Source organism: Marinisporobacter balticus (assembly GCF_004345705.1).
GTDB classification, from domain to species: Bacteria; Bacillota; Clostridia; order Peptostreptococcales; family Thermotaleaceae; genus Marinisporobacter; species Marinisporobacter balticus.
This window is the reverse complement of sequence record NZ_SLWV01000018.1, coordinates 1-24812: the sequence shown is the minus strand read 5'-3', so window position 1 is coordinate 24812 and position 24812 is coordinate 1. Positions and strand designations below refer to the sequence as shown.

The window sequence follows — 24812 nt, the reverse complement described above, 5'->3', positions numbered from 1 at the left end:
AAGGGAGAATTTTTATGGGAATGAGAACCGAGATTGAAAAATCAATACAGATTCAAAAGGAAATTCATACGAATAAAGAAGAAAGATTAAAAGATTATTTTGATAAGAATCTAGAAGATCAGTATATTGCATATGTGAAAGAACGTATTATGCATACAATTATTGTTTGTGAAGAATTAAAAGAGATTAGTGTGACGGTGATCCCTTTTCCTCATATAGGATTATATTTTGATATGGGAACTGAAAAAATTACGCAGACGATAAAGAAAACAAAAAAATATTTTATAGGCAATGAAATTGAAGTAGAGATTGTAGATGATTTTCCAAATCCTAAGCATGTGGAATATAAAGTAAAAATATAAACAAAAAAAAGGGGCTGTCTCAAGTAAATAAATTTGAGATAGCCTTCATCAAAATTATGGGTGATGGGAGTCTTTTAAATCTGATTAGAAAACTACTTAGTCATTACGATCTTTATACTTTTTTGAAATATATTCATGTATCGCTTTACTAACTTTCTTCGAATACTTTACGGCTTCTACTACTGTTTTAGCACCTGTGACTACATCTCCAGATGCAAATACGCCTTCTTTGGTGGTTCTTCCACATTCATCTGTGATAACAAGACCATATTTACTTACTTCTATTCCTTTCGTAGTAGAAACGATATTTGCTTTAGGACCCTGACTGATAGCTATAATGATGGAATTACATTTAAATAATACCTCAGAATCATCAATGTTGATTATTTTTTCTCCATCTTCATTGTTAACTTTTTTTGTTTTAATACAAAGTACGCCTTCATGTGTAAACGCAATAGGTGTTTTGTATAATTCAAATTTGACGCCATCAATTTTAGCATATTCTAATTCGTGTTTTTCGGCTGGTATATCTTCTATACCTTTTCTATACATTATATACACTTCTTTTGATCCTTTTCTTAAAGCTGTTCTAGCAACATCTATAGCTACATTTCCGGCACCAATTACACATACTTTATTTCCTAAGGTATAAACATCAGGATTTTTCAAATAATCTATGGCATAATGAACATGTCCTAGACTTTCACCTTTGATATTTAATTTTCTAGGTTTCCATACACCTGTTCCTATAAACAGCGCATCAAAACCATCTCTAAAAAGATCTTCAATGGTTATAACTGGGCCTATTAAGGTATTGGGTCGAATGACTACACCCAACTCGGTTAGTTTCTCTTTTAATCGATCAAGTACATCTTTAGGTAGTCTAAATTCTGGAATACCATATCTTAATACGCCTCCTATTTTATCATGCGCTTCAAATATTGTTACATGATATCCTTTTAAAGTGAGGATAAATGCTATCGTGATTCCGGCGGGACCAGAACCGATTATTCCAATATTTCCTTTTAAATTTTCTTTAGGTTTTAAATCCATTACATTCAGACTATAATCAGAAATATAGTTTTCTATTGCACTTATTTGAACAGAATTTGATTTAATGCCTAATACACAATTTCCTTCACATTGCTTTTCATGGGGACAAACTAAAGAACATATAATGGATAGCGGATTGTTCTGGAATAAATTTTCACCAGCAGTATTAATATTTCCTTCTAATAGCAAGCCAATCATTTCACGTATGGGTGTATTTACAGGGCATCCTTTTTGACATTTTGGATTTTTACATTGAAGGCATCGTTTTGCTTCATCTAATATGTGGGTTCCCACAGCATCAACTCCTAAGAATTTTGAAATTTGTATGCTTTTGCTATATAATATTTGCTTTTTTTGATTTGTTTAACCATGATTCCTTATGAGGATTTCATAAGATGAAGCAGTGATTGCGTATATTTGTAGATAAAATTTGTTTTAAGTGGGGAAGAAAAATAACGTTTTTATTCTTCTTCCCATTTCTTAAAAATAATTGAAGCATTATGACCACCAAAACCAAATGAGTTGGATAAAACATAATTTAAATCTACACGACGTCCTTTATTTACCACATAGTCAAGATCACATGTTTTATCTTTTAATTTATAGCCAATGGTAGGATGAATATAATTTTCTTGTAGTGATTTTATGCTAGCAACTGCTTCTACTGCACCTGCTGCCCCTAATAAATGGCCAATCATAGATTTTGTTGAACTAATTGGAATCTTATAAGAATATTCTTCAAAAACTGTTTTTATGGCTTCAGTTTCTGCCTGATCATTATGAGGCGTGGAAGTGCCATGAGCATTGATATAAGATAGTTCTTTAGGAGGAATTCCTGCGTTTTTTAGTGCGAGTTTCATTGCACGAGCGCCCCCTTCACCTTTTGGAGCTGGAGATGTTAAATGATAGGCATCAGAGGTAGAACCATAACCAACAATTTCACAATATATTTTAGCATCTCTTTTTAATGCATGGTCAAGCGCTTCTAATATTAAAATTGCTGATCCTTCTCCCATAACAAATCCATCTCTTTCTTGATCGAAAGGAATAGAAGCTCGTTTTGGATCGTTTTTTAAAGATAAAGCATTGAGATTTGTAAAGCCTGCTAGCATAAGGGGTGTGATACAAGCTTCACTACCTCCTGCGATGATGATATCTGCATCATCATATTGTATTGATCTAAAAGCTTCGCCAATGGCATTTGTTCCTGCTGCGCATGCAGTGATAACTGTATTGGATATTCCTTTTGCATCAAAAGCGATTGCAATATTACCTGCTACAATATTGGGAATAGATTTTGGAACAAATAGAGGGGATACCATATGCATGCCACCATTTAGTAATTTGTTCGTTTCTTCTACAATGGTCGTGATGCCACCTACCCCATTACCGATGATCACACCTAAGCGTTCTCGATTGATTTTTGCTTTATCTAGCCTTGAATCCGCATAAGCTTCTTTTGTTGCTGTAATCCCTAAATGGGAGAAACGATCTAATCTTTTCACTTGTTTTCGATCAAAAAAATTGTTTGGATCAAACTCTTTTAATTCTGCAGCCAATTTTACTTTTGAATTTCCTATATCAAAGGATTTTATGTAGTCAATACCACATAAACCTTTTTTTGCATGATTCCAAAAATCTATCACATTATTGCCAATAGGTGTAATGGCACCTAATCCAGTAATTACAACTCTTTTTTTCATAGGACTCTCCATTAGTTATTCATTTATTTTATTTTCGACATGTTTTACAATATCTTCAACTTTTTCAAAATTTGCAATGTCTTCATTTTCAATTTCAATTTGATACGCATTTTCTAGTTCAACGATAATTTGAGAAAGATCTAAAGAATCAGCGTCTAATTCATCGTAAAGATGACTTTGTAGCAGAAGCTCATCCTCAGGAATTCCCATAATATCCATCATTATATTTTTTACTTTTTCAAATATCATTATTAAAACCTCCATTAAGATTATTATTTTTTCTTAGATACTAATAGCATTATATATTATTTTTTTATATATTGTAAACATGAAATATAAAATGGTTGACAATTGAGTTGCGTTAATATATTTTTATAGTAAAATAACTTCTATTTAGGAGAAAATATATGGAAAATATTTCAAAATACGTATCCAACATGAAAGAAAATGGATTATATAGGGAATTTAAATACTTAAATTCTGGACAAGGTCCTAAGGCTTTGGTTGAAGGTAGAGAAATTATTTTATTAGGGTCAAACAACTATCTAGGACTTTGTGATGATGTGCGTTTAAAAGAAGTGGCTATTCGTGCAGTGAAAGAATATGGTGTGGGGTCAGGGGGATCAAGACTAACCACAGGTTCTTATGATTTGCATAAAAAACTGGAAGAAAAAATAGCAAATTTTAAAGGAACGGAAGATGCTTTAGTTTTTAATACAGGATATATGGCAAATGTAGGAATCCTTTCAGCATTATGTGATAAAAAATGGGTAATTTTTTGTGATAAATATAATCATGCAAGTATTATAGACGGATGTTTGCTAAGTGGTGCAAAGCTTGTAAGATATAGACATTGTGATATGGATGATTTGGAAAGAAAAATAAACATGTATAAAGGAAAGGTTAATTTAATTGTGACAGATGGGGTATTTAGCATGGATGGAGATGTGGCACCACTAGATCATATTGTAAAATTAGCAAAGAAGTATGACATGTTTACTATGGTTGATGATGCTCATGGGGTAGGTGTTTTAGGCGAAAAGGGTTCTGGAACGTGCTCATATTTTGGTGTAAATAAAGATATAGACATGCAAATAGGTACATTAAGCAAAGCAATTGCTTCTATTGGTGGATATGTTGCAGGAAAAAAAGAGATGATTGATTACATGAAGAATGTCTCTAGAAGTTTTATTTTTTCAACTGCATTACCTCCTGCAAGTATTGCAGTTTCATTAAAAGCAATTGAAATAATTGAAAAGGATAAAGACAGGAGACAAAAGCTCATAGAATTGTCTAATTGGTTTAAAGGAGAATTAAAGGCTATGGGATTTCATATTACAGACACGATTACCCCAATCATTCCTGCCATCATTGGCGATGCGAAAAAGGCTACACTATTTAGTGAAAGCTTGTTAGAAGAAGGTATTTATGTGCCAGCTATAAGACCGCCTACAGTACAAAAGGGAACAGCTCGGCTTAGAATATCACTGATGGCAACCCATAGGTCTAAAGATTTAGAATATGTACTCAAGGTTATGCAATTTCATGGAAAAAGACTGAAAATAATTGAAGGATGATTACATGAAAAAAATTTTAATCATATTATCTGGTTGGGCAGTGGACAAATTGGTTTGGAAGCCGATTACTGATTTATTATGTAACGATTTTGAAATCATACTTGTAGATTGGGATCATATGATTTCAATAGATGCATTTAAACAGAATGTGATCAATTTAATCAATGAAAAAGAGATTCAGCATTTTTCATTGATCGGATGGTCTTTAGGAGCATTAGTATCCATGGATTTAGTAGTAAGCTATCCATCAAAAATTGAACATTTGATTCTTTTTAATCCTACAAGTAAATTTACACAAGATAAAAATTATGTGTTTGGCTGGCATAAAAAGATTGTTCTAAGAATGATAGATATGCTAAAAAAAGACCCAGAAAAAACTTTAAATACATTTTATAAAAATCTCTTTTCAGATGTAGAAATAAAAAATGGGGAGTATGATTTATTGATTGAAAAAATACAAAATTTAAATAAAAAATATTGTATTGAAAGCTTATGTTTAGGATTAGAATATTTAATGATGAAAGACTTTAGAGAAAAGGTGAAAAGTATTCATAAACAAGTATTAATCATACACGGAGATCAGGATATGATTTGTCCTGTTGAAGCAGGAACGTATATAAATAACTATATAAAAAAATCTGAATTTATAATATTGCGTGAAACTGGGCATATGCCTTTTTTTACAAAATCAAAAGAATGTTACCAAATGATATTAGAATATGTAAATTCAATATAGAAAGAACGTTCATACCCGATAACTTTTTTTGATGTTGGTTATCTATATTTAAGAACTATTAAACTATTTTTTAGAAGATCTTTAACGAAATAGAGAGGAAGCGCGTAATGATTAATAAGGAGAAACTAAAGAGACGATTCAGTAGGAATGCAAAACAATATGATCAATATGCAAAGGTTCAAAAAATAATGGGAGATACCTTGATTGCCCATATAAAGAATACAGGAATAGATTTTGAAAATATACTAGAAGTAGGTTGTGGGACAGGCTATGTAACAAGAGCTTTAAAAAAACACTTTAAAGGTGCTAAAATCACTGCGGTAGATATTGCTCCAGGGATGATTGAACAAGTAAAAGCAACGATGAATTGCGAAGAAATTGAATTTATTTGTGGAGATATTGAAGAAATGATTTTAGATGAAAAGTATGATTTAATCATATCCAATGCAACTTTTCAGTGGTTTAATCAATTGGATCATACACTAACGAAACTAATCAAATTGCTTGATGAAGAAGGAATACTATGTTTTTCAACCTTTGGCAAAAATACATTTTGTGAACTTCATCAGTCTTTTGATAAAACCAAAGATCTACTAAAAATAAAAGAAGACATTTCTGCTGGGCAGTCTTTTTATTCATTAGAGGAATTGCAAGAAATATGTAAGCATGTTGTTACGAAAAATCATTTTAAAAAGATGGAGATGGACGCTTTAGAAAAATATGAATATGAATATTTTAATGGTTGCAAAGATTTTTTATACTCCGTTAAAAAAATTGGTGCGAATAATAGTCAAAATAACAGAAATAAAATAAATCCTGATTTTATAGAAAAAGTGATAGCGATTTATGATCGAGATTATTTAGAAAATGATCAAGTAAGAGCAACGTATAATAATCTATTTGTTTATATGCAATGCAAAAATATGGATGAGACGATGACAAATTTTTAAATTGAAATAATGAATAAGCACACATCTAAAAGTCTCACGATATTATAAATAGTAGCAAACAATAGGAGATGATGCTATTGAGATTATTAAAGAGAGGCTCTCAGGGAACTGACGTAATGGAAATACAAGCTCTACTAAAAAAAATTGGATATGATCCAGGTCCAATTGATGGCATATTTGGGGCAAAAACAGAGCAAGCAGTAATGAATTTTCAAAGAGATAATGGATTAACTCCTGATGGGATTATTGGACCTAATACACAAAAGGCTTTAGAACCACTTTTATTGGGCTATGATATCTATACCATAAGACCAGGGGATACTATGTATCAAATTGCTAGAAAATATTATACAAATGTCACAAAAATCATTACAGCCAATCCAAATGTGAATCCATACAATTTACAAATAGGACAAAAAATCATTGTACCGTATGGGATAGATGTGGTAGATACAAATATTGATTATACTTATGATATTATGCAAAGAGATATTGAAGGATTAAAAATAAGATATCCATTTTTAGAAGTGGGGATTGCAGGAAAAAGTGTTTTAGGGAAAAATTTATATTATATAAAATTAGGTAATGGACCCAATAAAGTTTTTTATAATGCTGCCCATCATGCATTAGAATGGATTACATCGCCATTACTTATGAAATTTGTTGAGAATTTTTCAAAGGCTTATGCTGTGGAAAAAGATATAAGAGGATATGATCTAAAAGATATTTTGGAAAAGAGCACCATTTATATCATGCCTATGGTAAATCCAGATGGGGTGGATTTAGTATTAAATGGGCTACAAGAAGATAATCCATATTATGATCAATTGATTGCATGGAATAACGGAAGTACAGACTTTTCAAAAGATTGGCAGGCAAACAATCGGGGCGTAGATTTAAATCATAACTACGATGCACTTTGGGAACTGTCGAAGGAAGCGGAAGAAGAGTATGGTGTTTATGGGCCAGGTCCTACAAGATATTCAGGACCATATCCAGAATCTGAACCAGAATCAAAGACAGTGGCAGATTTTACAAGAAAGAATAACTTTAGGCTAGTACTTGCTTACCATAGTCAAGGAGAAGTGATTTATTGGAACTTTGAAAACCTTGCTCCGCCAGAGGCAAAAAGAATTGGAGAATTATTTGAAAAAGTAAGTGGATATACTTTAGATGAAACTTATGGAATCGCTTCTTATGCTGGATATAAGGATTGGTTTATAGATGCGTATAGAAGACCAGGATATACCATTGAAGTAGGAAAAGGGAAGAATCCCCTTCCAATAGAACAGTTTAATAAAATATATAATGATAATGAAGAATTGTTGTTATTAGCAGCAATTGTGTAAAAGTGGCTTTAGCCACTTTTATTGTGTAGTGCGTTGGGTGAAGTTGATTATATAGGTATACATTTCTGATCTTATATATGAGGAATAGTAAATTGGTTAAGAAGATTATAAATCAAAGATTTTAAGAAATAATAAAAAAATACTTGTATAAATATTTTTAATATTATATAATGTTTTAAATATTCAAAAATAAATATTTTTGTGGGCAATGGCGTCCAACAAAATAGGGATTTTAAATGCTCTATTTGTTGGGCGTATTTTTATATAAATTCATATGGAACACTTTTTAGTGCATACTTTTAAATATCGCAAATAGAAATATGGAGGATGATTTTTATGAATAAAAATGGATTTCCAGAAAAGCAAGGACTTTATGATCCGAATATGGAAAAAGATAGTTGTGGCGTTGGATTTATTGCAAACATAAAAGGATTGAAAAGTCATGATATATTGAAAAAAGGATTGGAAATATTGAAAAATTTGAAGCATAGGGGTGCTGTTGGGGCAGATGCTAGTACTGGCGATGGATCTGGTATTATGATTCAGATTCCTCATGATTATTTTAAAAAAGAGGTTGAAAAAGTAGATATAAAATTGACAGATGATGGTAATTATGCTGTGGGGATGGTTTTCCTACCACAAGAACCAAATGTACGTATTTTTTGTGAGGGAATTGTTGAAAGAGTTGTAAGAGAAGAAAATCAGAAATTACTTGGTTGGAGAGAAGTACCTGTTAATGAAAAAGCTTGTGGTGAATTAGCGAGCGCAACAAGACCAATAGTTATGCAGCTATTTATTCATAGAAATAATCAAAGTACAGATGAATTTGAACGAAAGCTACTAATTGTTAGAAAACGTGTGCAAAATATTATAATGAATGCAAGAAAAACACATACAGAGAGTTTTTATATTTGTAGTTTGTCTAGCCGTACAATTGTATACAAAGGACTTATATTAGGTTATAAACTTGAAGATTTTTATTTGGATTTGAAAGATAAAGATATGAAAACTGCAATTGTAATTGTGCATGAAAGATATAGTACAAATACATTTCCATCATGGAAACTTGCCCAGCCTTTTAGATATCTAGCACACAATGGTGAAATAAATACAATAAGAGGAAATGTAAACTGGATGAATGCGAGAGAAGGAGGAATGCATTCTAAGCTATTTGGAGAAACTTTTAAGAAAATTTTACCTATTATTGAATTAGGGGGTAGTGATTCTGCATCACTTGACAATGCATTAGAACTTTTTATTGCAAATGGGCATTTTATGGAGAATGTAATGATGATGCTTATACCGGAAGCATGGCAAAATGATTCAAATATGCATGAAGAAAAAAGAGCATTTTATGAATATACTGCAAGATTAATGGAGCCTTGGGATGGACCCGCTACTATTGCTTTTACAGATGGAATAAAGGTAGGCGTAACATTAGATCGAAATGGATTAAGACCTGCTAGATATTTGATTACAAAGAATGACCTGGTTATTATGGCGTCTGAAGTTGGGGTAGTTGAAATAAAACAAGAAGACGTAAAGAAAAAAGGACGTATTGAACCTGGGAAAATGTTGTTGATTGATACAAAAGAAGGACGAATGATCTCAGATGATGAAATAAAGTTAGGAGTGGCTAACAGAAAACCATTTGTAAATTGGATACAAAGAAATAAAGTAACGCTCGATGATATAAAACAACATTATGAGATAAAAAAGATGAGAAAGGAAACTTTGAGGCTAAAAAAGAAGATTTTTGGATACACGCAGGAAGAATTAGAAAAAGTTATTCGATTTATGGTGAAAAATAGTAAAGAACCAATTGGATCAATGGGTACAGATATTCCATTAGCTGTTTTATCTGAAAGACCCCAGCTTTTATTCAATTATTTTAAGCAAAATTTTGCGCAGGTTACGAATCCACCAATAGACCCGATTCGAGAAGAAATAATCATGTCTTTAACACAGTTTATGGGCAGTCATGGGAAGCTATTAGACGAAATAGAAACAAAAAAAGAGCATAAATACATTGAAATAGCACATCCTATTTTAAGTAATAAACAAATAGAAGATATTAGACATCTTAATGATGATCATTTTAGGGCGATTACGATTCCAATTACTTTTGAAATTGATAGAGAAAATGGATTAAAACAAGCATTAGAATATCTTTGTAAACGTGCAGAGGAAAGTGTGATGGAAGGATATAATATTCTTATATTAAGTGATAGCAATATAGGAAGATATAATGCACCCATACCAAGTTTGTTAGCAGTAAGTGCTGTTCATCATCACTTGATTCGTAAAAAATTAAGAACGTCCGCTGATTTGATTGTAGAAGCAGGAGATGCGAGAGATGTTATGCATATGGCTCTTTTAGTGGGTTATGGAGCAAAGGCAATAAATCCATATATGGTGTACAATATTATCCCCAAGATGGTAGAAAATGATAAATATAGAAAAGACATCAGTGAAATTGAAAAATATTTTGATAATTATTGTAAAGCAATTTCATCAGGACTTCTAAAAATTATTTCAAGAATGGGAATATCTACAATACAAAGTTATAATGGAGCCCAAATTTTTCAGGCTATAGGGGTGCATCAAAGTGTCATTGATGAATATTTTAGAGATACACCATCTAAGATTTCTGGAATAGGGTTAGATGGTATTGCAAGTGAAGTGATAAAAAGACATGCATCTGCATATGAAGATACAGAAAATTTAGATGAAACACTAGATATAGGTGGAGAAATTTATCATAAACAGGGTGGAGAATATCATATTTTGAATCCAAAAGTAGTAAAAAAACTTGGAAAAGCATGTTTAGAAAATGACTATAGGCTTTATAAAGAATATGCTGAAGCTGTAGATGAACAAAACACAAAAATAGCAACCATTCGTGGCTTATTAAAATTTAAGAAAAGAAAATGGATTCCTATAGAAGCGGTTGAATCTGTAGAGAATATTTTAAAGAGATTTACCATTTCGGGGATGTCGTTTGGATCGATAAGCAAGGAAGCACATGAAGTAATAGCAATTGCAAAGGTGAGACATTCAATACCAGGAATAGATTTGATTTCTCCACCGCCTCATCATGATATCTATTCAATAGAAGATTTGGCACAATTAATATATGATTTAAAAAATATAAATGCAACAGCGAGAATTAGTGTAAAGCTTGTATCAGAAGTAGGGGTTGGAACCGTTGCAGCAGGAGTTTCGAAGGGTCATGCTGACGTGGTTATGATTAGTGGACATGATGGCGGTACAGGTGCATCGCCAATAAGTTCGCTGAAATATGTGGGACTTCCTTGGGAAATCGGACTTGCTGAAACGCAACAGACATTGCTGCTTAATAATTTAAGAAGTAGAATTACGGTGCAAGTTGATGGGAAGATGAGATCGGGAAGAGATGTTGTCATTGCGGCACTCCTTGGAGCAGAAGAATATGGATTTGCTACTACAGGACTTATTTCTCTAGGGTGTGTAATGTGCAGACAATGTCATATAAATAAATGTCCAGTTGGAATTGCAACACAAGATCATAAGCTTCGTGAAAGATTTAAAGGAAAGTCAGAATATTTGATTGCTTATTTAACCTTTGTAGCAGATGAGATAAGAGAAATAATGGCTAAGCTTGGATTTGCAACTATTGATGAAATGGTTGGAAGGGTTGATGTATTAGAGGTAAAGGATTTTAATAAAGAGAAATTAAAAAATTTAGATTTATATCCTATTATTTATAGACCAGAGCTTCCATCTCGCATTATCGACAAATGTAGGATTAAACAAGATCATAAAATTGATGATATTTTAGATAAAATGTTAATTAAGTTATCAAAAGATGCCTTAGAAAAAGGATTAAAGACTGAGGCAACGTTCAAAATTAAAAATACAGATCGAACGGTAGGAACGATGCTTAGTGGTGAAATCGCAAAACGTTATGGAGATAAAGGGCTAGTTGATGATACAATTCAGTTTAAATTTGAAGGTTCAGCAGGTCAAAGCTTCGGTGCTTTTTTGACGAAAGGACTTACTTTTATTCTTCAAGGAGATGCAAATGATTACCTTGGGAAAGGTTTATCAGGGGGTAAAATTATTATAACCCCCCCAAAGGAGTCAACATTTATTCCATCTGAAAATATGATTGCTGGAAATACATTGTTTTATGGTGCAACATCTGGGCAAGCTTATATTCAAGGTTTAGTAGGACAAAGATTTTGTGTAAGAAATAGCGGAGCTGTAGCTGTTGTTGAAGGTGTTGGAAATCATGGCTGTGAGTATATGACAGGAGGAACAGTGGTGATTCTTGGATCAGTAGGCAGAAATTTTGGAGCAGGAATGAGTGGTGGCGTAGCTTATATACTTGATGAAAATAAAGACTTTTATAATAAGTGCAATAAGCAAATCGTAGAAATAAAGCTTTTAGAAAAATCAAATGATATAGAGAACGTAAAAAATCTAATTAATGAACATTATAAGTGGACAAATAGTAGGAAGGCTAAAAAAATAATTGATAATTGGTATTCATATGTGCATAAATTCGTAAAAGTAAGTTCGCCTATTTATCAAGAAAAAATAGAACAAAAATATTAGAAGAATGATTTTAATCCCAATAATACCTATAAAAAGTTTAAGTCGAAAATAAAAAATCTAACAAATTTAGGTATCAAAAATAGGTATTGAAAGAAAAATGTTAAAATAACAAGTAAGATGCGTAAACTTATGTTTAAAATATGCTATATATAAATGTATTATGTATTATGATCCTATGTATACTAGCAGGAGATAATTCTTTGTAGTATAATGTAAGAGGAAATAGCATTATAAAAAAAGAAAAGACGAATAGAAAATATTTGAATTTTCGAAAGGGGTCTTATAATGAATACGATACAAAATATTATGGTATGTGTAACACAGCAAAAGACCTGTGAAAGACTTATTAGAAGAGGTGCTGAAATACGAGATACGTATAATGGAGAATTATTTGTTATACATGTAGCGAAAGAAGGGGATCATTTTTTAGGCACATCAAAAGATGGCGATGCGCTAGATTATTTATTTGAAGAGTCAAAGGCGTATGGTGCAAATTTGACGGTAGTAAGAGCACATGATGTACTTGAAACTTTAAAAAAGTTAACAGAGAAAAATAATATAGATTTGATTGTTTTAGGTCAATCTTTTGAAAAAAATGAAAAAAATGTGTCAAATAAATTGGAAAAGCAATTACCTAAAGATATTGAGGTTGAAATTGTACCGATAGAGAAAGAAGAAAAAGTAGGATAGAAGACACACGATGCATCAAGTTTTCTCATTATAAAAGGAGAAATAATCTATGCAAAACAGTAGATATAGGATATATTCACAATATTTAAAAGAAAAATATGGAGAAAAGATATATAAAATTCCGATAAATCTTCCTGTAACATGTCCAAATAGAGATCATACTGTAGGCGTGGGTGGGTGTATATTTTGTGGCGAAGAAGGCGCAGGCTTTGAAAATTTAGAGAATAGTATATCTGTAATAGATCAATTGAATAAAAACATAACATATATTCAAAAAAAGTATAAAGCTAACAAATTTATTGCTTATTTCCAAAACTTTACCAACACCTATCTACCTTTAGAAAAGTTTAAGGAATATATAAATGCTGCTTGTAGGGAGAATATCGTAGAAATTGCTATATCGACAAGACCAGATTGTATAAATGATAGCTATCTTTCTTTTCTTAAAGAAATAGAAGAAATGAAGGACATTAACATATCTATAGAATTGGGACTACAAAGTGTGAATTATCATACATTAAAAAAAATCAATAGAGGACATTCTCTTGCAGAGTTTATAGATGCGGTGATGTATATTAAGAAGTATGGGTTTGAAATTTGTACCCATATGATTTTAAATCTTCCTTGGGATACATTAGAAGATATTATCGAAGGGGCAAAGATTCTTTCAGCTTTGAAAATAGAGCAAGTAAAATTACATTCCTTATATATTGTAAAAAATACAATGATGGGAAATATGTATCAAAATAAAGAATTTGAAATTATTTCTATGGAAGAATATGTGGATCATGTTATCGCTTTTTTAGAATATTTAAATCCAAATATGGTGCTTCAGAGATTAATTGGTAGAGCACCAAAGGAAAATACACTTTTTTGTAATTGGAATACGAGTTGGTGGAAAATAAAAGATAGAATTGATGAAAAAATGGAACAATTAGATAGTTATCAAGGAAAAGGATGTAGCTATTTAAATGGCAAAGCTTTAAGAAAATTTAAAAATCTGTAGACAAAATCATATGATTTTGTCTACAGATTTTTTTGTTGATAAAAACATATAATAATGTATACAATTAGCATTATATATGTTATTATTTTAATATAATATAACATATATAATAAATAGTACATACAAATAACTATATATAATGATATATAAATATATATCTACTAATAGGAGGGTATAATATGCCAATTAAAGTAGGGATTAATGGTTTTGGTAGGATTGGAAAGAATGTATTAAGAGCATGGTTAGAAAGAGAGAAAGATATAGAAATTGTTGCGATTAATAGTACAAGTGGACCTGAGAAACATGCACATATATTTAAATATGATTCCTTATATGGAATCCTTCCTTATGAAGTGAAAGCTACCGAAAACTCAATTATAATAGGAGAAAAGGAAATCATATTTACAGCGCATAGAGACCCTGCGCAAATTCCTTGGAAAGAATTAGGTGTTGATATTGTAATTGAATCTACTGGGAAATTTACAAGCAAAGAAGACTGCCAAAAACATATTGAAGCAGGTGCAAAGAAGGTAATTATTACGGCACCAGGGAAAAATGAAGATAAAACAATTGTTATGGGTGTAAATCATATTGAGTATGACCCAGAGAAACATCATGTTGTGTCTAATGCATCCTGTACAACAAACTGTTTAGCGCCAGTTGCAAAAGTGCTTAACGATGAATTTAAAATCGTAAAGGGTTTGATGACAACTGTACATGCTTATACAAACGATCAAAATGTATTAGATTTACCTCATGAAGACTTGAGAAGAGCAAGGGCTGCAGCTGAATCTATTATTCCTACAACAACGGGGGCTGCAAAAGCGGTAGCAAAAGTATTGCCAGATTTAAAAGGCAAACTAAATGGAATGGCTATGAGAGTACCGATTCCAGTGGTTTCAGTAGTCGATTTGGTGGTTGAATTAGAAAAATCTACTACAGCAAAAGAGGTAAATGAAAAATTAAGAGAAGCAGCAGAAGGTTCGCTTTATGGAATCCTTGGATATTCAGAAGAACCATTGGTTTCAATAGATTACAAAAAGGATTATCGTTCATCTATAGTAGATGCTTTATCTACGATGATGACTGGGGATAATATGTTAAAAGTTGTTGCATGGTATGACAATGAGTGGGGATATTCTAATCGTGTGATTGATTTAGCTTCATATATGGGAGAAATGGAATGTATTCATAATTGTGAGAACTGTAAAATATATGTTGAAAGTTATTGTATGGCATAATAATGACGAAAGAAAAAATAATCCTGCTTATGAAAAGCAGGATTATTTTTTAATGAATTCTAGGAAGAAAATGATATAATAGAGAAGAAATAAATTTTTGAAAGGGGGGGCTACATATGAAAGAAATTTTAATTGTATGGGATATTGATGGCACATTGATCAATAGTAGGGGTTGTGGCAGAGAGGCCATGGAAAAAGCATTTCATACCATGTTTGGTGTAGAAAATGGTTTCACAGATATAAAAATGGCAGGAAGATTAGATGCTATGATTGTAAAGGATGCCTTTCAAAAAAATAATATTATAGATGCAGATATATCATTGTTTTTTGATACCTATTGTAATATACTTACGGATCTACTTAAGGTAGAAACATATATTGAAGTTTTACCAGGAGTAAAAAAGATTCTTGAATATGGTAGTGAAAACTACAATTTTTTTCATGCTTTAGGAACAGGAAATCTTGAAAAAGGTGCAAGAATAAAACTGGAATCTCATGATTTAAATAAATATTTTCAGACCGGAGGTTTTGGGGATGAAGCATTAGAAAGGTGGAATATTATACATAAAGCGGTAGAAAATGCACAAGAATTCAAGGGTATAACATATGATTATGACAATATTTATGTAATAGGGGATACGCCACTTGATATTGAATGTGGAAAAATATTAGGAATAAAAAGTATTGCTGTATGCACAGGAGCACATGGTGCAGAAGAATTAATAAAACATAGACCAGATTATATGTTTGAAAATTTAGGAAATATAGTGAGGTTTTTAAGCATATTTAAATAGAATGGACACCGTGTATTTACAGATAAGGAATATCTTGAATAATTGTTGGTGTTATCTTACAATAATATTGGATAATCATGTATAATAGAGGTATCAAAGGAAGAGTTAGCAGATATTATTTGAATGGAATAAAAGTTTAAATTATTATAAAAAAAGCATAAGAAATTGAATGAGAGGTGGGATGGGATTGAGACATTGGAAAAAGATCCTCATACCTTATGAACAAGCAGTAGAAGAGTTAAAAGTAAAATTTAAGGCCATTCGAAATGAATTGAGAGAAATTAGTGAGTATTCTCCAATAGAATTTGTGACAGGAAGGGTGAAGAAAGTATCTAGTATCTTAGAAAAGGCAAAAAAATATGGATTTGCAGAGAATGAAATTGAAGAAAAGATAGAAGATATTGCTGGAATCAGAATCATGTGCCAATTTGTGGATGACATATATAAAGTAGTAGAATTGATTGAACAAAGAGATGGAAAAGATTTGAAGATTGTTTATGTGAAAGATTATATAAAAAATCGTAAGGAAAGTGGCTATAGGAGTTATCACATGATTATAAAATATCCTATACAAACTGCCTTTGGAAACAAAGAGATCTTGGCTGAAATTCAAATACGTACGCTAGCTATGAATTTCTGGGCTACCATTGAACATTCAATTAATTATAAGTACAAAAAAAATGTGCCAGAGCCTATTAAAGAAAGATTGAAAAAATCTGCAGAAGCTGCTTATCATCTAGATAAGGAAATGTGGGAGATTAGACATGAAGTGATTAATGCACAAAAATTGTTTGAAATAAAATCCAATACGGTTTCTAGTATTGTAAATAATATTCAAATTCTGCAATATATAGGAAAGGAAAACGAAGTAAATGCATTTCAAGAAAAATTTGATAAAGTCCTAGGAAAGGGAAATATTGTTGAATTGAATGATTTATCAGATGATATAAAATATATGGTTGACAAATACAAAGCATTTGACTAGAAAGAGATGGTTGCACATCTCTTTATTTTTTTCACATACTTGATACAAATATTTCTAGAATAAGGTAATATTTCTAAAATATAAATTACAAGAATAATGAAATCGTTCAAAGGGAAGATCAGAGAGAAAGGAATGATATTATGACTTCGATTCAAGACATTAATAAAGATTTCACGAATATATTTAATAATGAAGGGATAAAAACAAGATTTTTTTTTGCTCCTGGACGTGTGAATTTGATCGGTGAGCATACAGATTATAATGGGGGGCACGTATTTCCTTGTGCACTTAATTTTGGAACCTATGCAGTTGCAATGAAAAGAGATGATCAAAAAGTAAGGGTTTATTCGAATAATTTTAAGGATTTAGGAATCATTGAATTCACTTTAGATCAATTAGTCTTTGAAGAAAATCATGCATGGGCCAATTATCCTAAAGGCATCATAAAAGCTTTTAAAGATGAAGGATATAATATTGATTATGGCATAGATATTTTATTTTTTGGTGATATTCCAAATGGTGCTGGCGTATCGTCATCAGCATCTATAGAATTGGTTACTTCTGTAGTACTAAAAGGACTACTTGACATAGATGCAGATATGATTTCAATGATTAAGATGAGCCAAAGAGCTGAAAATGAGTTTATAGGGGTAAACTGTGGTATTATGGATCAATTTGCTATTGGTATGGGGAAAGAAGGAAAGGCCATTTTACTAAATTGCAATACTTTAGAATACAAATATTCAAATATAGCCTTAAAAGATACATCCATTATCATTGCAAATTCTAATAAGAGAAGAGACTTAGCAGATTCAAAATACAATGAAAGAAGAACAGAATGTGATCGGGCGCTTTCTCAGCTACAAAAACAATTAGATATACAATCATTAGGAGAGTTAACGGAAGAACAATTTGAAAAAAATAAACATTTGATTGATCATGAAATAGATAGAAGGCGTGCAAAACATGCTGTATATGAAAATTTACGTACATTGAAAGCCGTTGAAGTACTTGAAAAAGGAGGTGTTGAAGAGTTTGGAAAACTCATGAATGCTTCGCATGTATCTTTAAGAGATGATTATGAAGTAACAGGGAAAGAATTAGATACTTTAGCCGCATTAGCATGGAAGCAAGAAGGTACGATTGGGTCAAGAATGACAGGCGCTGGATTTGGTGGTTGCACAGTAAGCATTGTAAAAAATGATCAGGTCGATGCATTTATAAAAAATGTAGGCAGTCAATATGCTGAAATAATTGGTTATGAAGCAAGTTTTTATGTGGTTTCAATTGGGGATGGCGCGAGAGAACTAGAATAAAAAGGAGTGATCGTATGATTTTAGTATGTGGAGGCGCAGGATATATTGGTAGTCATACAGTATTTGAATTAATTGATCAAGGAGAAGAAGTGATTATTGTAGACAATTTACAAACAGGTCATAAAGGTGCAATTCATAAAAAAGCCAAATTTTATGAAGGCAATATTAAAGATAGAACATTTTTAGATAGAGTATTTCGTGAAAATGAAATAGATGCAGTCATTCATTTTGCAGCAAACTCTTTAGTAGGGGAAAGCATGGAAAATCCTCTTAAGTATTATGATAATAATGTATATGGTACACAAGTGTTGTTAGAAGCTTTGCATAAGCATCATGTGAAGAAAATTGTATTTTCATCAACTGCTGCAACATATGGAGAACCTGAAAATATTCCGATTAGGGAAAATGATAGAACAGAACCAACCAATGCATATGGGGAAACGAAGTTAGCGATGGAAAAAATGTTTAAATGGGCTGATTTTGCATATGGCATTAAATATATTTCTTTAAGATATTTCAATGTGGCAGGAGCACATGTAAGTGCACAAATTGGAGAGGATCACAATCCAGAAACCCATTTAATTCCATTGATTTTACAAGTGCCATTAGGGAAGAGAGAACATATATCTATATTTGGAGAGGACTATGATACCTATGATGGAACGTGCGTTCGAGACTATATCCATGTAACAGATCTAGCAAATGCACATATCTTAGCCGTAGAAAAATTGAGAACAGGAAGCAATAGTAAGATTTACAATTTAGGAAATGGAGAAGGTTTTAGCGTCAAAGAAATGATAGAAGCCGCAAGAAAAGTAACGAATCATCCGATTAAAACAGTTAGTGCAGATAGGCGAGCAGGAGATCCTGCAACATTAGTAGCATCTGCAAAAAAGGCTACGAATGAATTAAAATGGCATCTTAAGTATACAAATATAGAAGATATTATTTTAAGTGCATGGAAATGGCATCAAAATAAACCTAATGGATTTGAAGAGTAAGAGGTGAGTGTAGATGGACATTTATGTACAAATCGAAAGATTACTACAATATGCATTAGGTAAAGGGTTGATGAAAGAAGAAGATCGCATCTATTCTAGGAATATGATTTTAGAAGTTTTAAGCTTAAAAGATTATCAAGAAGTAAAAGTTCCTAAAGAAGGATTAGAAAATCCAGTAGAAATTATAGAGAATATACTTAATTTAGCCTATAATCAGGGGGTATTAAAACATGATAGTTCTGTTTATAGAGATCTATTAGATACAAAAATAATGAATTGTGTTATGCCAAGACCTTCTGAAGTAATCGCAAACTTTTATAAAAATTATGAAGAAAGTCCCCAAAAGGCAACAGAATACTACTACAAAGTGAGTAAAGATTCGAACTATATTCGAACAGCGAGGATTGCTAAAAATAAGATTTGGCAAGTAGAAACGCCTTATGGAGGGATCGATATAACGATTAATCTTTCTAAGCCAGAAAAAGATCCTAAAGCCATTGCAGCAGTCAAAGCTATGAAAGCGACAGGGTATCCTAAATGCTTGCTATGTAAGGAGAATGAAGGATATGCTGGAAGTGTGAATCACCCAGCTAGACAAAATCATAGAATTATTCCCATCACATTAGAAAATGAAATGTGGTTTTTGCAATATTCCCCGTATGCTTATTATAATGAACATAGTATTGTTTTAAAGGCAGTCCATACACCTATGAAAATATCTCAAAATACTTTTGATAGATTATTATCATTTACAGAAAAATTCCCGCATTATTTTATAGGATCGAATGCAGATTTACCGATAGTAGGAGGCTCTATTCTCTCCCATGATCATTTCCAAAGTGGAAATTATGAATTTCCTATGGCAAAGACATATATAGAAAGAAATATTCAATATAGGCAGTATGCTGATATTGAAGTAGGTATTGTGAAATGGCCAATGTCTGTTATTCGATTACAAGGCGAAAACAAAGGAAAAATTTCAGAACTAGCAGGGATTATTTTAAATAGCTGGAGAAGCTATACGGATGAAGCGGTTCAAATATTATCCCATACGGATGATATGCCACACAACACAATCACACCAATTGCTAGAATAAGAGGAAAGGAATTTCAATTAGATTTAGTCCTTAGAAATAATAGAACCAGTAATGAACATCCTTTAGGAATTTTTCATCCTCATGATGAGATTCACCACATAAAAAAAGAGAATATCGGTTTGATAGAGGTGATGGGATTAGCTGTATTACCTGCAAGATTAAAAGATGAATTAGAAAAGATTGCTCAGTTTTTATTAAAAGATCAACGAGGAATCAATCAAGATGAAGACATGGTAAAACATGAGGAATGGCTTTATGATTTAAAATCTAAATATCCAGAGATCAACGGAAACAATGTAGAAGAAATACTAAATAATGAAGTAGGCAAAAAGTTTATGACAGGACTTGAACATGCTGGAGTGTTTAAACGTGATCCAAAAGGACAACAAGGATTTATGAAGTTTTTAGAAGGTATAGGGAGAGAATAAGGATGAAGATTCTAAAGGAATGTTTTGGGCAATTAAAAAGTGGTGAAGAAGTTTTAGAATATAGCATGATAAACGAAAATGGTTTTAAAGTGAAAATATTGAATTATGGTGGAATTATAAGAGCAATGCTTGCCCCAAATAAGCATGGACAATTTGAAAATATTGTTTTAGGCTTTGATCATATAAGAGATTATGAAGAAAAATCACCCTATTTTGGCGCAATCGTTGGAAGAGTTGCAGGTAGAATATCAAATGCTTCATTTAAAATAGATAACAATACATATAAATTAGTCAAAAATAATGGAAAACATCATATTCATGGAGGCAATAAAGGATTTGATAAGGTTATTTGGAAAGTAGAAGAAATCATACAGAAAAATCATATTAGGCTCAAGATGGGTTATTTAAGCTGTGATGGAGAAGAAGGATTTCCAGGAAATCTAAGTGTAGAAGTGACTTATACTTTAAATAACCAAGATGAATTAGAAATAAGATATAGTGCCGTAAGTGATCAAAAAACAATCATTAATTTAACCAATCATACGTACTTTAATCTTTCAGGAAATCTAAAAGAAGATATATTAAATCATAAATTAATGATTAATGCAGATCAAGTGGCTTTTGTAGATAAAGAAACTATACCTACAGGAGAGTTTGTAGATGTAGAAAAAGGTGTTTTTGATTTTAGACAAGGAAAAAAAGTAGGAACAGATATGAAAAAAGAAGAAGTGCAATTGATTCATTGTGGGGGTTATGATCATCCTTGGATACTAAATAAAGATCATGCATTCCAAGTAAAACTGGAAGACGAAAACAGCGGAAGAAGCATGGAAGTCACTACAGATCGACCAATCGTTGTATGCTATGCAGGAAACCAAATAGGAGAAGATTTAATATTAAGTGGCAATAGAAAATCAGAGAAAAATTTAGGGATATGCCTTGAAACACAAGATTATCCAGATGCGATTAATCAAGATCATTTTCCTACGAAAATATATCGTCCAGCAGAAGCATATGAAGCTTATACAAAATATAAATTTCATATAAAATAGTCAAGGTATTATCAAAAAACTTAGGGAGATAGTAGTGTAAAACATCTATTTATTAGAGATATTCTTATGGACGAGAATAGGATCTTTTCTAGAAGCAGTACCTTTTCTGGAAATGTAACAGAAGCAGTATCGAAAGAAGTACCTAAATATGTATTTTATTTCATAGGAGATGGTTTAGGTGCATCACAAAGACAGATTGCAAGTAGTATTTGCATCTCACAATAAAAGCAGAGATAATGAAAATGAAATAGATCGAATGCAAAAGAAAGAAATACCAAGCTTATCAGAAATAACAGAAAAGGGAATAGATGTTTTATCTAAATATGAAAATGGATTTTTCTTAATGGTTGAGGGTGGAAGAATTGACCATGCTTGTCATGCCAATGATGCGCCAGGCGCAATATATGACACCCTTGCATTTGATGAAGCTGTAAAAAAAGCTTATGTATTTTACAAAAAACATCCAGATGAAACTTTAATTGTAGTTGTTGGAGATCATGAAACTGGAGGTATGGGCTGGAGGTATGGGATTAGGCTTTGGAAACAATTATTTCTTAAAAATGAATGAACTTCTAGATGTGAAAATTTCTGTTGAAGATGTTTTGCAAAATAAATATACAGGAGATAGAGATGCATATTTTGGGTATATAAAAGAAAACTTTGGATTAGATGCTTTAAAAGCTGAAGAAAAAGGAAAAATTGAAAAAACTATGGATATGGTAGATAAAGGAACAGAACTAGGAGGTAATGAATACGGAGGATATGGTCCTGTAGCCATAGAACTTTACAGACAAGATTGGCAGCTTGCTAAATATAAAAAACCTGACATAAACATGAAAGGATTAATACAGTCAGGATTTGCTTTTTATGAGTAAGAATACGAGCTTTGTTAGAATGATTAATCTACAAATTGTAACAGCAGAGATGATGCGGACCATTGTTGGCAGTATTGGATTAGTTTTAGTTGCACCGATCACAGCAATTGTTGCAGGAGTGATTTTAAGTTATGATTTTACTAAAGAACAGAACAAAAATAGATTTAAAAAGATATAATATACATATTATGGATAATTCACAGAAAATTGTGTACAAACCTCTAAAAATATAGTATAATTGTATCAAAAGTTGAATAAATTACGTTTCTTTTTATAACTACGCAAAAATTAAGCTTTTCCAAATTCTTCAAGAAAGCTTTGTATATTTGTTTATTTTCTCATCATATGATCCTTTCAATAGGAAAACTATTATATAACACATCATTGTTTTTCAAAATGTATGAACATTTTGTCCACTTTTTTTGCCTAAAAATAGTACAGAAAATTATGTGCTATACTACCAATATTTTTGATTGTATATTGCATGAAAGTTTAATTGTTGTATAAAAAATCCTATTATAGGAGGCCTTCTATTGTATTCATACTGTCAATAACGAAGGAACTATCATAGAATTGCGCTTTGTATAATTAATAAATACCCAAGCTTTAATGGGTGTGTAATAGTTACTATTTTTACGAGCTGCTTATAGTTTATAGTGGTTTTATTATTATATTTATGAAAGAAGGAGATAAATATTATGACAAAAAAGATTACCATTATTGGCGTAGGAAATGGGGCTTTTGCTGCTGCAGCTGATTTAACATTAAGGGGATATGAAATTACATTATATGCGGATGAAAAGCATAAAAGACATATAGAAGAATTATTAAAAACGAAAACGATTACCTTAACAGGTGCCACAAAATCGGGGGAAGCAACGCTTCATAAAGTAACAACAGATTTAGAGGAAGCTATAAAAGATACAGATTTAATTATGCCAGTACTACCATCCTATGCATTAAAAGGGTTTGCAGAAGAAATAGCCTCTTATCTGAAAAAAGGAGATAAAATCGTTTTAACGCCAGGAAGCACAGGTGGGGCATTAATTGTAGCAAAAGCATTACATGAAAAAGGTAAATTAGATGGGATAAAAATTGCTGAAATAAATACATTGCCATATGCTTGTAGAAAGACAAGCGCAACGAGTGTACACATCATATTAGAATGTAAAAAATTATATTTTGCTGCTTTTCCAGCTAAATATAACCAAGAAATGTTTGATTGTGTAAAGCCATGCTATCCAGCAGTTGAGTTGGTAAAGGATGTTTTAGAAAGTTCACTAAACAATGGAAACCCTGTATCACATCCAGCCCCTGTTGTATTAAATGCTGGTAAAATTGAGTATTTTGAAGAGGAGCATTATCATTATAGAGAAGGCATTACACCATCTGTTGCGAGAGTTATTGGAAAAATTGATAAAGAACGACAAGCAATTTGTGAAAAATTCGGATATATGCCTATTGATGTGAGAGATCGATTAAATAAAATGGGCTATGCGCCTAAAAGAGAAACCTTGTACGAAAGTTATAGAGACAGTGAGACTTTTGGTGGAATTAAGGGACCAAATGATTTGAATAGTCGATATCTGACAGAAGATACTCCTTGTTCTCTAGTAGCCTTATCTAGTATGGGAGATCTAGTGGGTGTTAAAACACCTGTAATGGATTCTGTAATCACACTAGCTTCTGCGCTAAAAGATGAAAACTATTGGGAAAGTGGGAATACAATTGAAGCGTTAGGGTTTAGTGGAATGAATTTGGAAGAAATAAAAGATTTTCTACAAAATGGATATAAAAAATAGGATCAATCTGAGTGAATTATATTTTTAAAGTAGAATCTTAAAAAAAACGAGGAAAAATATCTCGTTTTTTTATTTTCGAAAAAGTAATAGGCAATTTTATACATAATTATATCCATTCCTTTCGCTTCGCTCAAGGCACAAAACGCTATGAAACGTGTTGGCTTCGAGCGTTATTTCTTTTATCCTATAGATATTG

23 protein-coding genes are annotated in these 24812 nt (G+C 31.7%); 20 read left to right on the top strand and 3 right to left on the bottom strand.

All coding sequences use genetic code 11. The features are described 5' to 3' along the window. Positions 1-14 precede the first annotated feature (14 nt). Positions 15-362, top strand: coding sequence for a hypothetical protein (locus EV214_RS12210; RefSeq protein WP_132246185.1), 348 nt, complete (start codon positions 15-17; stop codon positions 360-362). A 96-nt stretch (positions 363-458) separates the two neighbouring features. Here the strand turns inward: EV214_RS12210 and EV214_RS12205 are convergent, their stop codons facing one another. From EV214_RS12205 to EV214_RS12195, 3 genes are all read right to left on the bottom strand, one after another. Then, complete coding sequence (locus EV214_RS12205) at positions 459-1709, bottom strand: NAD(P)-dependent oxidoreductase (RefSeq protein ID WP_132246183.1); 1251 nt, start codon at positions 1707-1709, stop codon at positions 459-461. 167 nt (positions 1710-1876) lie between these two features. After that, entirely contained in the window at positions 1877-3118 is a 1242-nt protein-coding gene (gene fabF / locus EV214_RS12200; protein ID WP_132246181.1) for a beta-ketoacyl-ACP synthase II, read from the bottom strand. A gap of 15 nt (positions 3119-3133) precedes the next feature. Next, entirely contained in the window at positions 3134-3367 is a 234-nt protein-coding gene (locus tag EV214_RS12195) for an acyl carrier protein (RefSeq protein WP_132246179.1), read from the bottom strand. Between the two features lie 158 nt (positions 3368-3525). On the opposite strand from EV214_RS12195, the gene bioF reads away from it, so the two are divergent. From bioF to EV214_RS12110, 19 genes are all read left to right on the top strand, one after another. Continuing rightward, positions 3526-4695, top strand: coding sequence for an 8-amino-7-oxononanoate synthase (gene bioF / locus EV214_RS12190; RefSeq protein ID WP_132246177.1), 1170 nt, complete (start codon positions 3526-3528; stop codon positions 4693-4695). 4 nt (positions 4696-4699) lie between these two features. Continuing rightward, positions 4700-5431 (top strand): alpha/beta fold hydrolase, encoded by a 732-nt coding sequence (locus tag EV214_RS12185; RefSeq protein ID WP_132246175.1) that lies wholly within the window; start codon positions 4700-4702, stop codon positions 5429-5431. A gap of 107 nt (positions 5432-5538) precedes the next feature. After that, on the top strand, positions 5539-6381 hold the full coding sequence (bioC, locus tag EV214_RS12180) for a malonyl-ACP O-methyltransferase BioC (protein ID WP_132246173.1): 843 nt from the start codon (positions 5539-5541) through the stop codon (positions 6379-6381). Between the two features lie 77 nt (positions 6382-6458). Beyond that, positions 6459-7730, top strand: a complete 1272-nt coding sequence (locus EV214_RS12175) for a M14 family metallopeptidase (protein ID WP_132246171.1) — start codon at positions 6459-6461, stop codon at positions 7728-7730. A gap of 336 nt (positions 7731-8066) precedes the next feature. Further along, on the top strand, positions 8067-12329 hold the full coding sequence (locus tag EV214_RS12170; RefSeq protein ID WP_132246169.1) for a glutamate synthase central domain-containing protein: 4263 nt from the start codon (positions 8067-8069) through the stop codon (positions 12327-12329). 285 nt (positions 12330-12614) lie between these two features. Further along, positions 12615-13019 carry a universal stress protein gene (locus EV214_RS12165; RefSeq protein WP_132246167.1) on the top strand — a complete coding sequence of 135 codons (405 nt, stop codon included), beginning with the start codon at positions 12615-12617 and terminating at the stop codon, positions 13017-13019. 49 nt (positions 13020-13068) lie between these two features. After that, on the top strand, positions 13069-14025 hold the full coding sequence (locus EV214_RS12160; RefSeq protein WP_132246165.1) for a TIGR01212 family radical SAM protein: 957 nt from the start codon (positions 13069-13071) through the stop codon (positions 14023-14025). A 179-nt stretch (positions 14026-14204) separates the two neighbouring features. Beyond that, complete coding sequence (gene gap / locus EV214_RS12155) at positions 14205-15266, top strand: type I glyceraldehyde-3-phosphate dehydrogenase (RefSeq protein WP_132246163.1); 1062 nt, start codon at positions 14205-14207, stop codon at positions 15264-15266. A gap of 116 nt (positions 15267-15382) precedes the next feature. After that, entirely contained in the window at positions 15383-16060 is a 678-nt protein-coding gene (locus EV214_RS12150) for an HAD family hydrolase (RefSeq protein WP_132246161.1), read from the top strand. A gap of 181 nt (positions 16061-16241) precedes the next feature. Further along, positions 16242-17045: a GTP pyrophosphokinase gene (locus EV214_RS12145; protein WP_132246159.1), complete on the top strand. Its 804-nt coding sequence runs from the start codon at positions 16242-16244 to the stop codon at positions 17043-17045. Positions 17046-17185: 140 nt separating this feature from the next. Next, positions 17186-18361: a galactokinase gene (locus EV214_RS12140; protein ID WP_132246157.1), complete on the top strand. Its 1176-nt coding sequence runs from the start codon at positions 17186-17188 to the stop codon at positions 18359-18361. A 14-nt stretch (positions 18362-18375) separates the two neighbouring features. After that, a complete protein-coding gene (gene galE, locus EV214_RS12135; RefSeq protein WP_132246155.1) occupies positions 18376-19362 on the top strand; it encodes a UDP-glucose 4-epimerase GalE in 987 nt (328 codons plus the stop codon). Between the two features lie 13 nt (positions 19363-19375). Next, on the top strand, positions 19376-20887 hold the full coding sequence (gene galT / locus EV214_RS12130; RefSeq protein WP_132246153.1) for a UDP-glucose--hexose-1-phosphate uridylyltransferase: 1512 nt from the start codon (positions 19376-19378) through the stop codon (positions 20885-20887). Positions 20888-20889: 2 nt separating this feature from the next. Next, positions 20890-21939: an aldose epimerase family protein gene (locus EV214_RS12125; RefSeq protein ID WP_132246151.1), complete on the top strand. Its 1050-nt coding sequence runs from the start codon at positions 20890-20892 to the stop codon at positions 21937-21939. 66 nt (positions 21940-22005) lie between these two features. Continuing rightward, complete coding sequence (locus EV214_RS18765) at positions 22006-22164, top strand: hypothetical protein (RefSeq protein WP_165916355.1); 159 nt, start codon at positions 22006-22008, stop codon at positions 22162-22164. After that, a complete protein-coding gene (locus EV214_RS18955) occupies positions 22118-22507 on the top strand; it encodes an alkaline phosphatase (protein ID WP_243116647.1) in 390 nt (129 codons plus the stop codon). Before EV214_RS18765 ends, EV214_RS18955 begins: the two co-directional genes overlap by 47 nt. After that, a complete protein-coding gene (locus EV214_RS18950) occupies positions 22464-22814 on the top strand; it encodes a hypothetical protein (RefSeq protein ID WP_207669685.1) in 351 nt (116 codons plus the stop codon). The genes EV214_RS18955 and EV214_RS18950 overlap by 44 nt, the downstream gene beginning before the upstream one ends. Then, on the top strand, positions 22807-22992 hold the full coding sequence (locus tag EV214_RS12115; RefSeq protein ID WP_132246149.1) for a YibE/F family protein: 186 nt from the start codon (positions 22807-22809) through the stop codon (positions 22990-22992). The genes EV214_RS18950 and EV214_RS12115 overlap by 8 nt, the downstream gene beginning before the upstream one ends. A gap of 520 nt (positions 22993-23512) precedes the next feature. Beyond that, the gene (locus tag EV214_RS12110) at positions 23513-24616 is read left to right on the top strand and encodes an NAD/NADP-dependent octopine/nopaline dehydrogenase family protein (protein ID WP_132246147.1); all 1104 of its coding nucleotides are present in this window, start codon (positions 23513-23515) and stop codon (positions 24614-24616) included. Positions 24617-24812 lie beyond the last annotated feature (196 nt).

What these genes read in the sequence shown, in the direction of transcription:
- EV214_RS12195 (WP_132246179.1), bottom strand. Translation starts at nt 3,367, where the DNA reads ATGATATTTGAAAAAGTAAAAAATATAATGATGGATATTATGGGAATT.
- EV214_RS12165 (WP_132246167.1), top strand. Translation starts at nt 12,615, where the DNA reads ATGAATACGATACAAAATATTATGGTATGTGTAACACAGCAAAAGACC.
- EV214_RS18765 (WP_165916355.1), top strand. Translation starts at nt 22,006, where the DNA reads ATGGACGAGAATAGGATCTTTTCTAGAAGCAGTACCTTTTCTGGAAAT.
- EV214_RS18950 (WP_207669685.1), top strand. Translation starts at nt 22,464, where the DNA reads ATGGGATTAGGCTTTGGAAACAATTATTTCTTAAAAATGAATGAACTT.
- EV214_RS12115 (WP_132246149.1), top strand. Translation starts at nt 22,807, where the DNA reads ATGAGTAAGAATACGAGCTTTGTTAGAATGATTAATCTACAAATTGTA.
- bioF (WP_132246177.1), top strand. Translation starts at nt 3,526, where the DNA reads ATGGAAAATATTTCAAAATACGTATCCAACATGAAAGAAAATGGATTA.
- galT (WP_132246153.1), top strand. Translation starts at nt 19,376, where the DNA reads ATGGACATTTATGTACAAATCGAAAGATTACTACAATATGCATTAGGT.
- EV214_RS12160 (WP_132246165.1), top strand. Translation starts at nt 13,069, where the DNA reads ATGCAAAACAGTAGATATAGGATATATTCACAATATTTAAAAGAAAAA.
- bioC (WP_132246173.1), top strand. Translation starts at nt 5,539, where the DNA reads ATGATTAATAAGGAGAAACTAAAGAGACGATTCAGTAGGAATGCAAAA.
- EV214_RS12185 (WP_132246175.1), top strand. Translation starts at nt 4,700, where the DNA reads ATGAAAAAAATTTTAATCATATTATCTGGTTGGGCAGTGGACAAATTG.
- EV214_RS12150 (WP_132246161.1), top strand. Translation starts at nt 15,383, where the DNA reads ATGAAAGAAATTTTAATTGTATGGGATATTGATGGCACATTGATCAAT.
- EV214_RS12210 (WP_132246185.1), top strand. Translation starts at nt 15, where the DNA reads ATGGGAATGAGAACCGAGATTGAAAAATCAATACAGATTCAAAAGGAA.
- EV214_RS12140 (WP_132246157.1), top strand. Translation starts at nt 17,186, where the DNA reads ATGACTTCGATTCAAGACATTAATAAAGATTTCACGAATATATTTAAT.
- EV214_RS12110 (WP_132246147.1), top strand. Translation starts at nt 23,513, where the DNA reads ATGACAAAAAAGATTACCATTATTGGCGTAGGAAATGGGGCTTTTGCT.
- EV214_RS12145 (WP_132246159.1), top strand. Translation starts at nt 16,242, where the DNA reads ATGGGATTGAGACATTGGAAAAAGATCCTCATACCTTATGAACAAGCA.
- gap (WP_132246163.1), top strand. Translation starts at nt 14,205, where the DNA reads ATGCCAATTAAAGTAGGGATTAATGGTTTTGGTAGGATTGGAAAGAAT.
- EV214_RS12125 (WP_132246151.1), top strand. Translation starts at nt 20,890, where the DNA reads ATGAAGATTCTAAAGGAATGTTTTGGGCAATTAAAAAGTGGTGAAGAA.
- galE (WP_132246155.1), top strand. Translation starts at nt 18,376, where the DNA reads ATGATTTTAGTATGTGGAGGCGCAGGATATATTGGTAGTCATACAGTA.
- fabF (WP_132246181.1), bottom strand. Translation starts at nt 3,118, where the DNA reads ATGAAAAAAAGAGTTGTAATTACTGGATTAGGTGCCATTACACCTATT.
- EV214_RS12170 (WP_132246169.1), top strand. Translation starts at nt 8,067, where the DNA reads ATGAATAAAAATGGATTTCCAGAAAAGCAAGGACTTTATGATCCGAAT.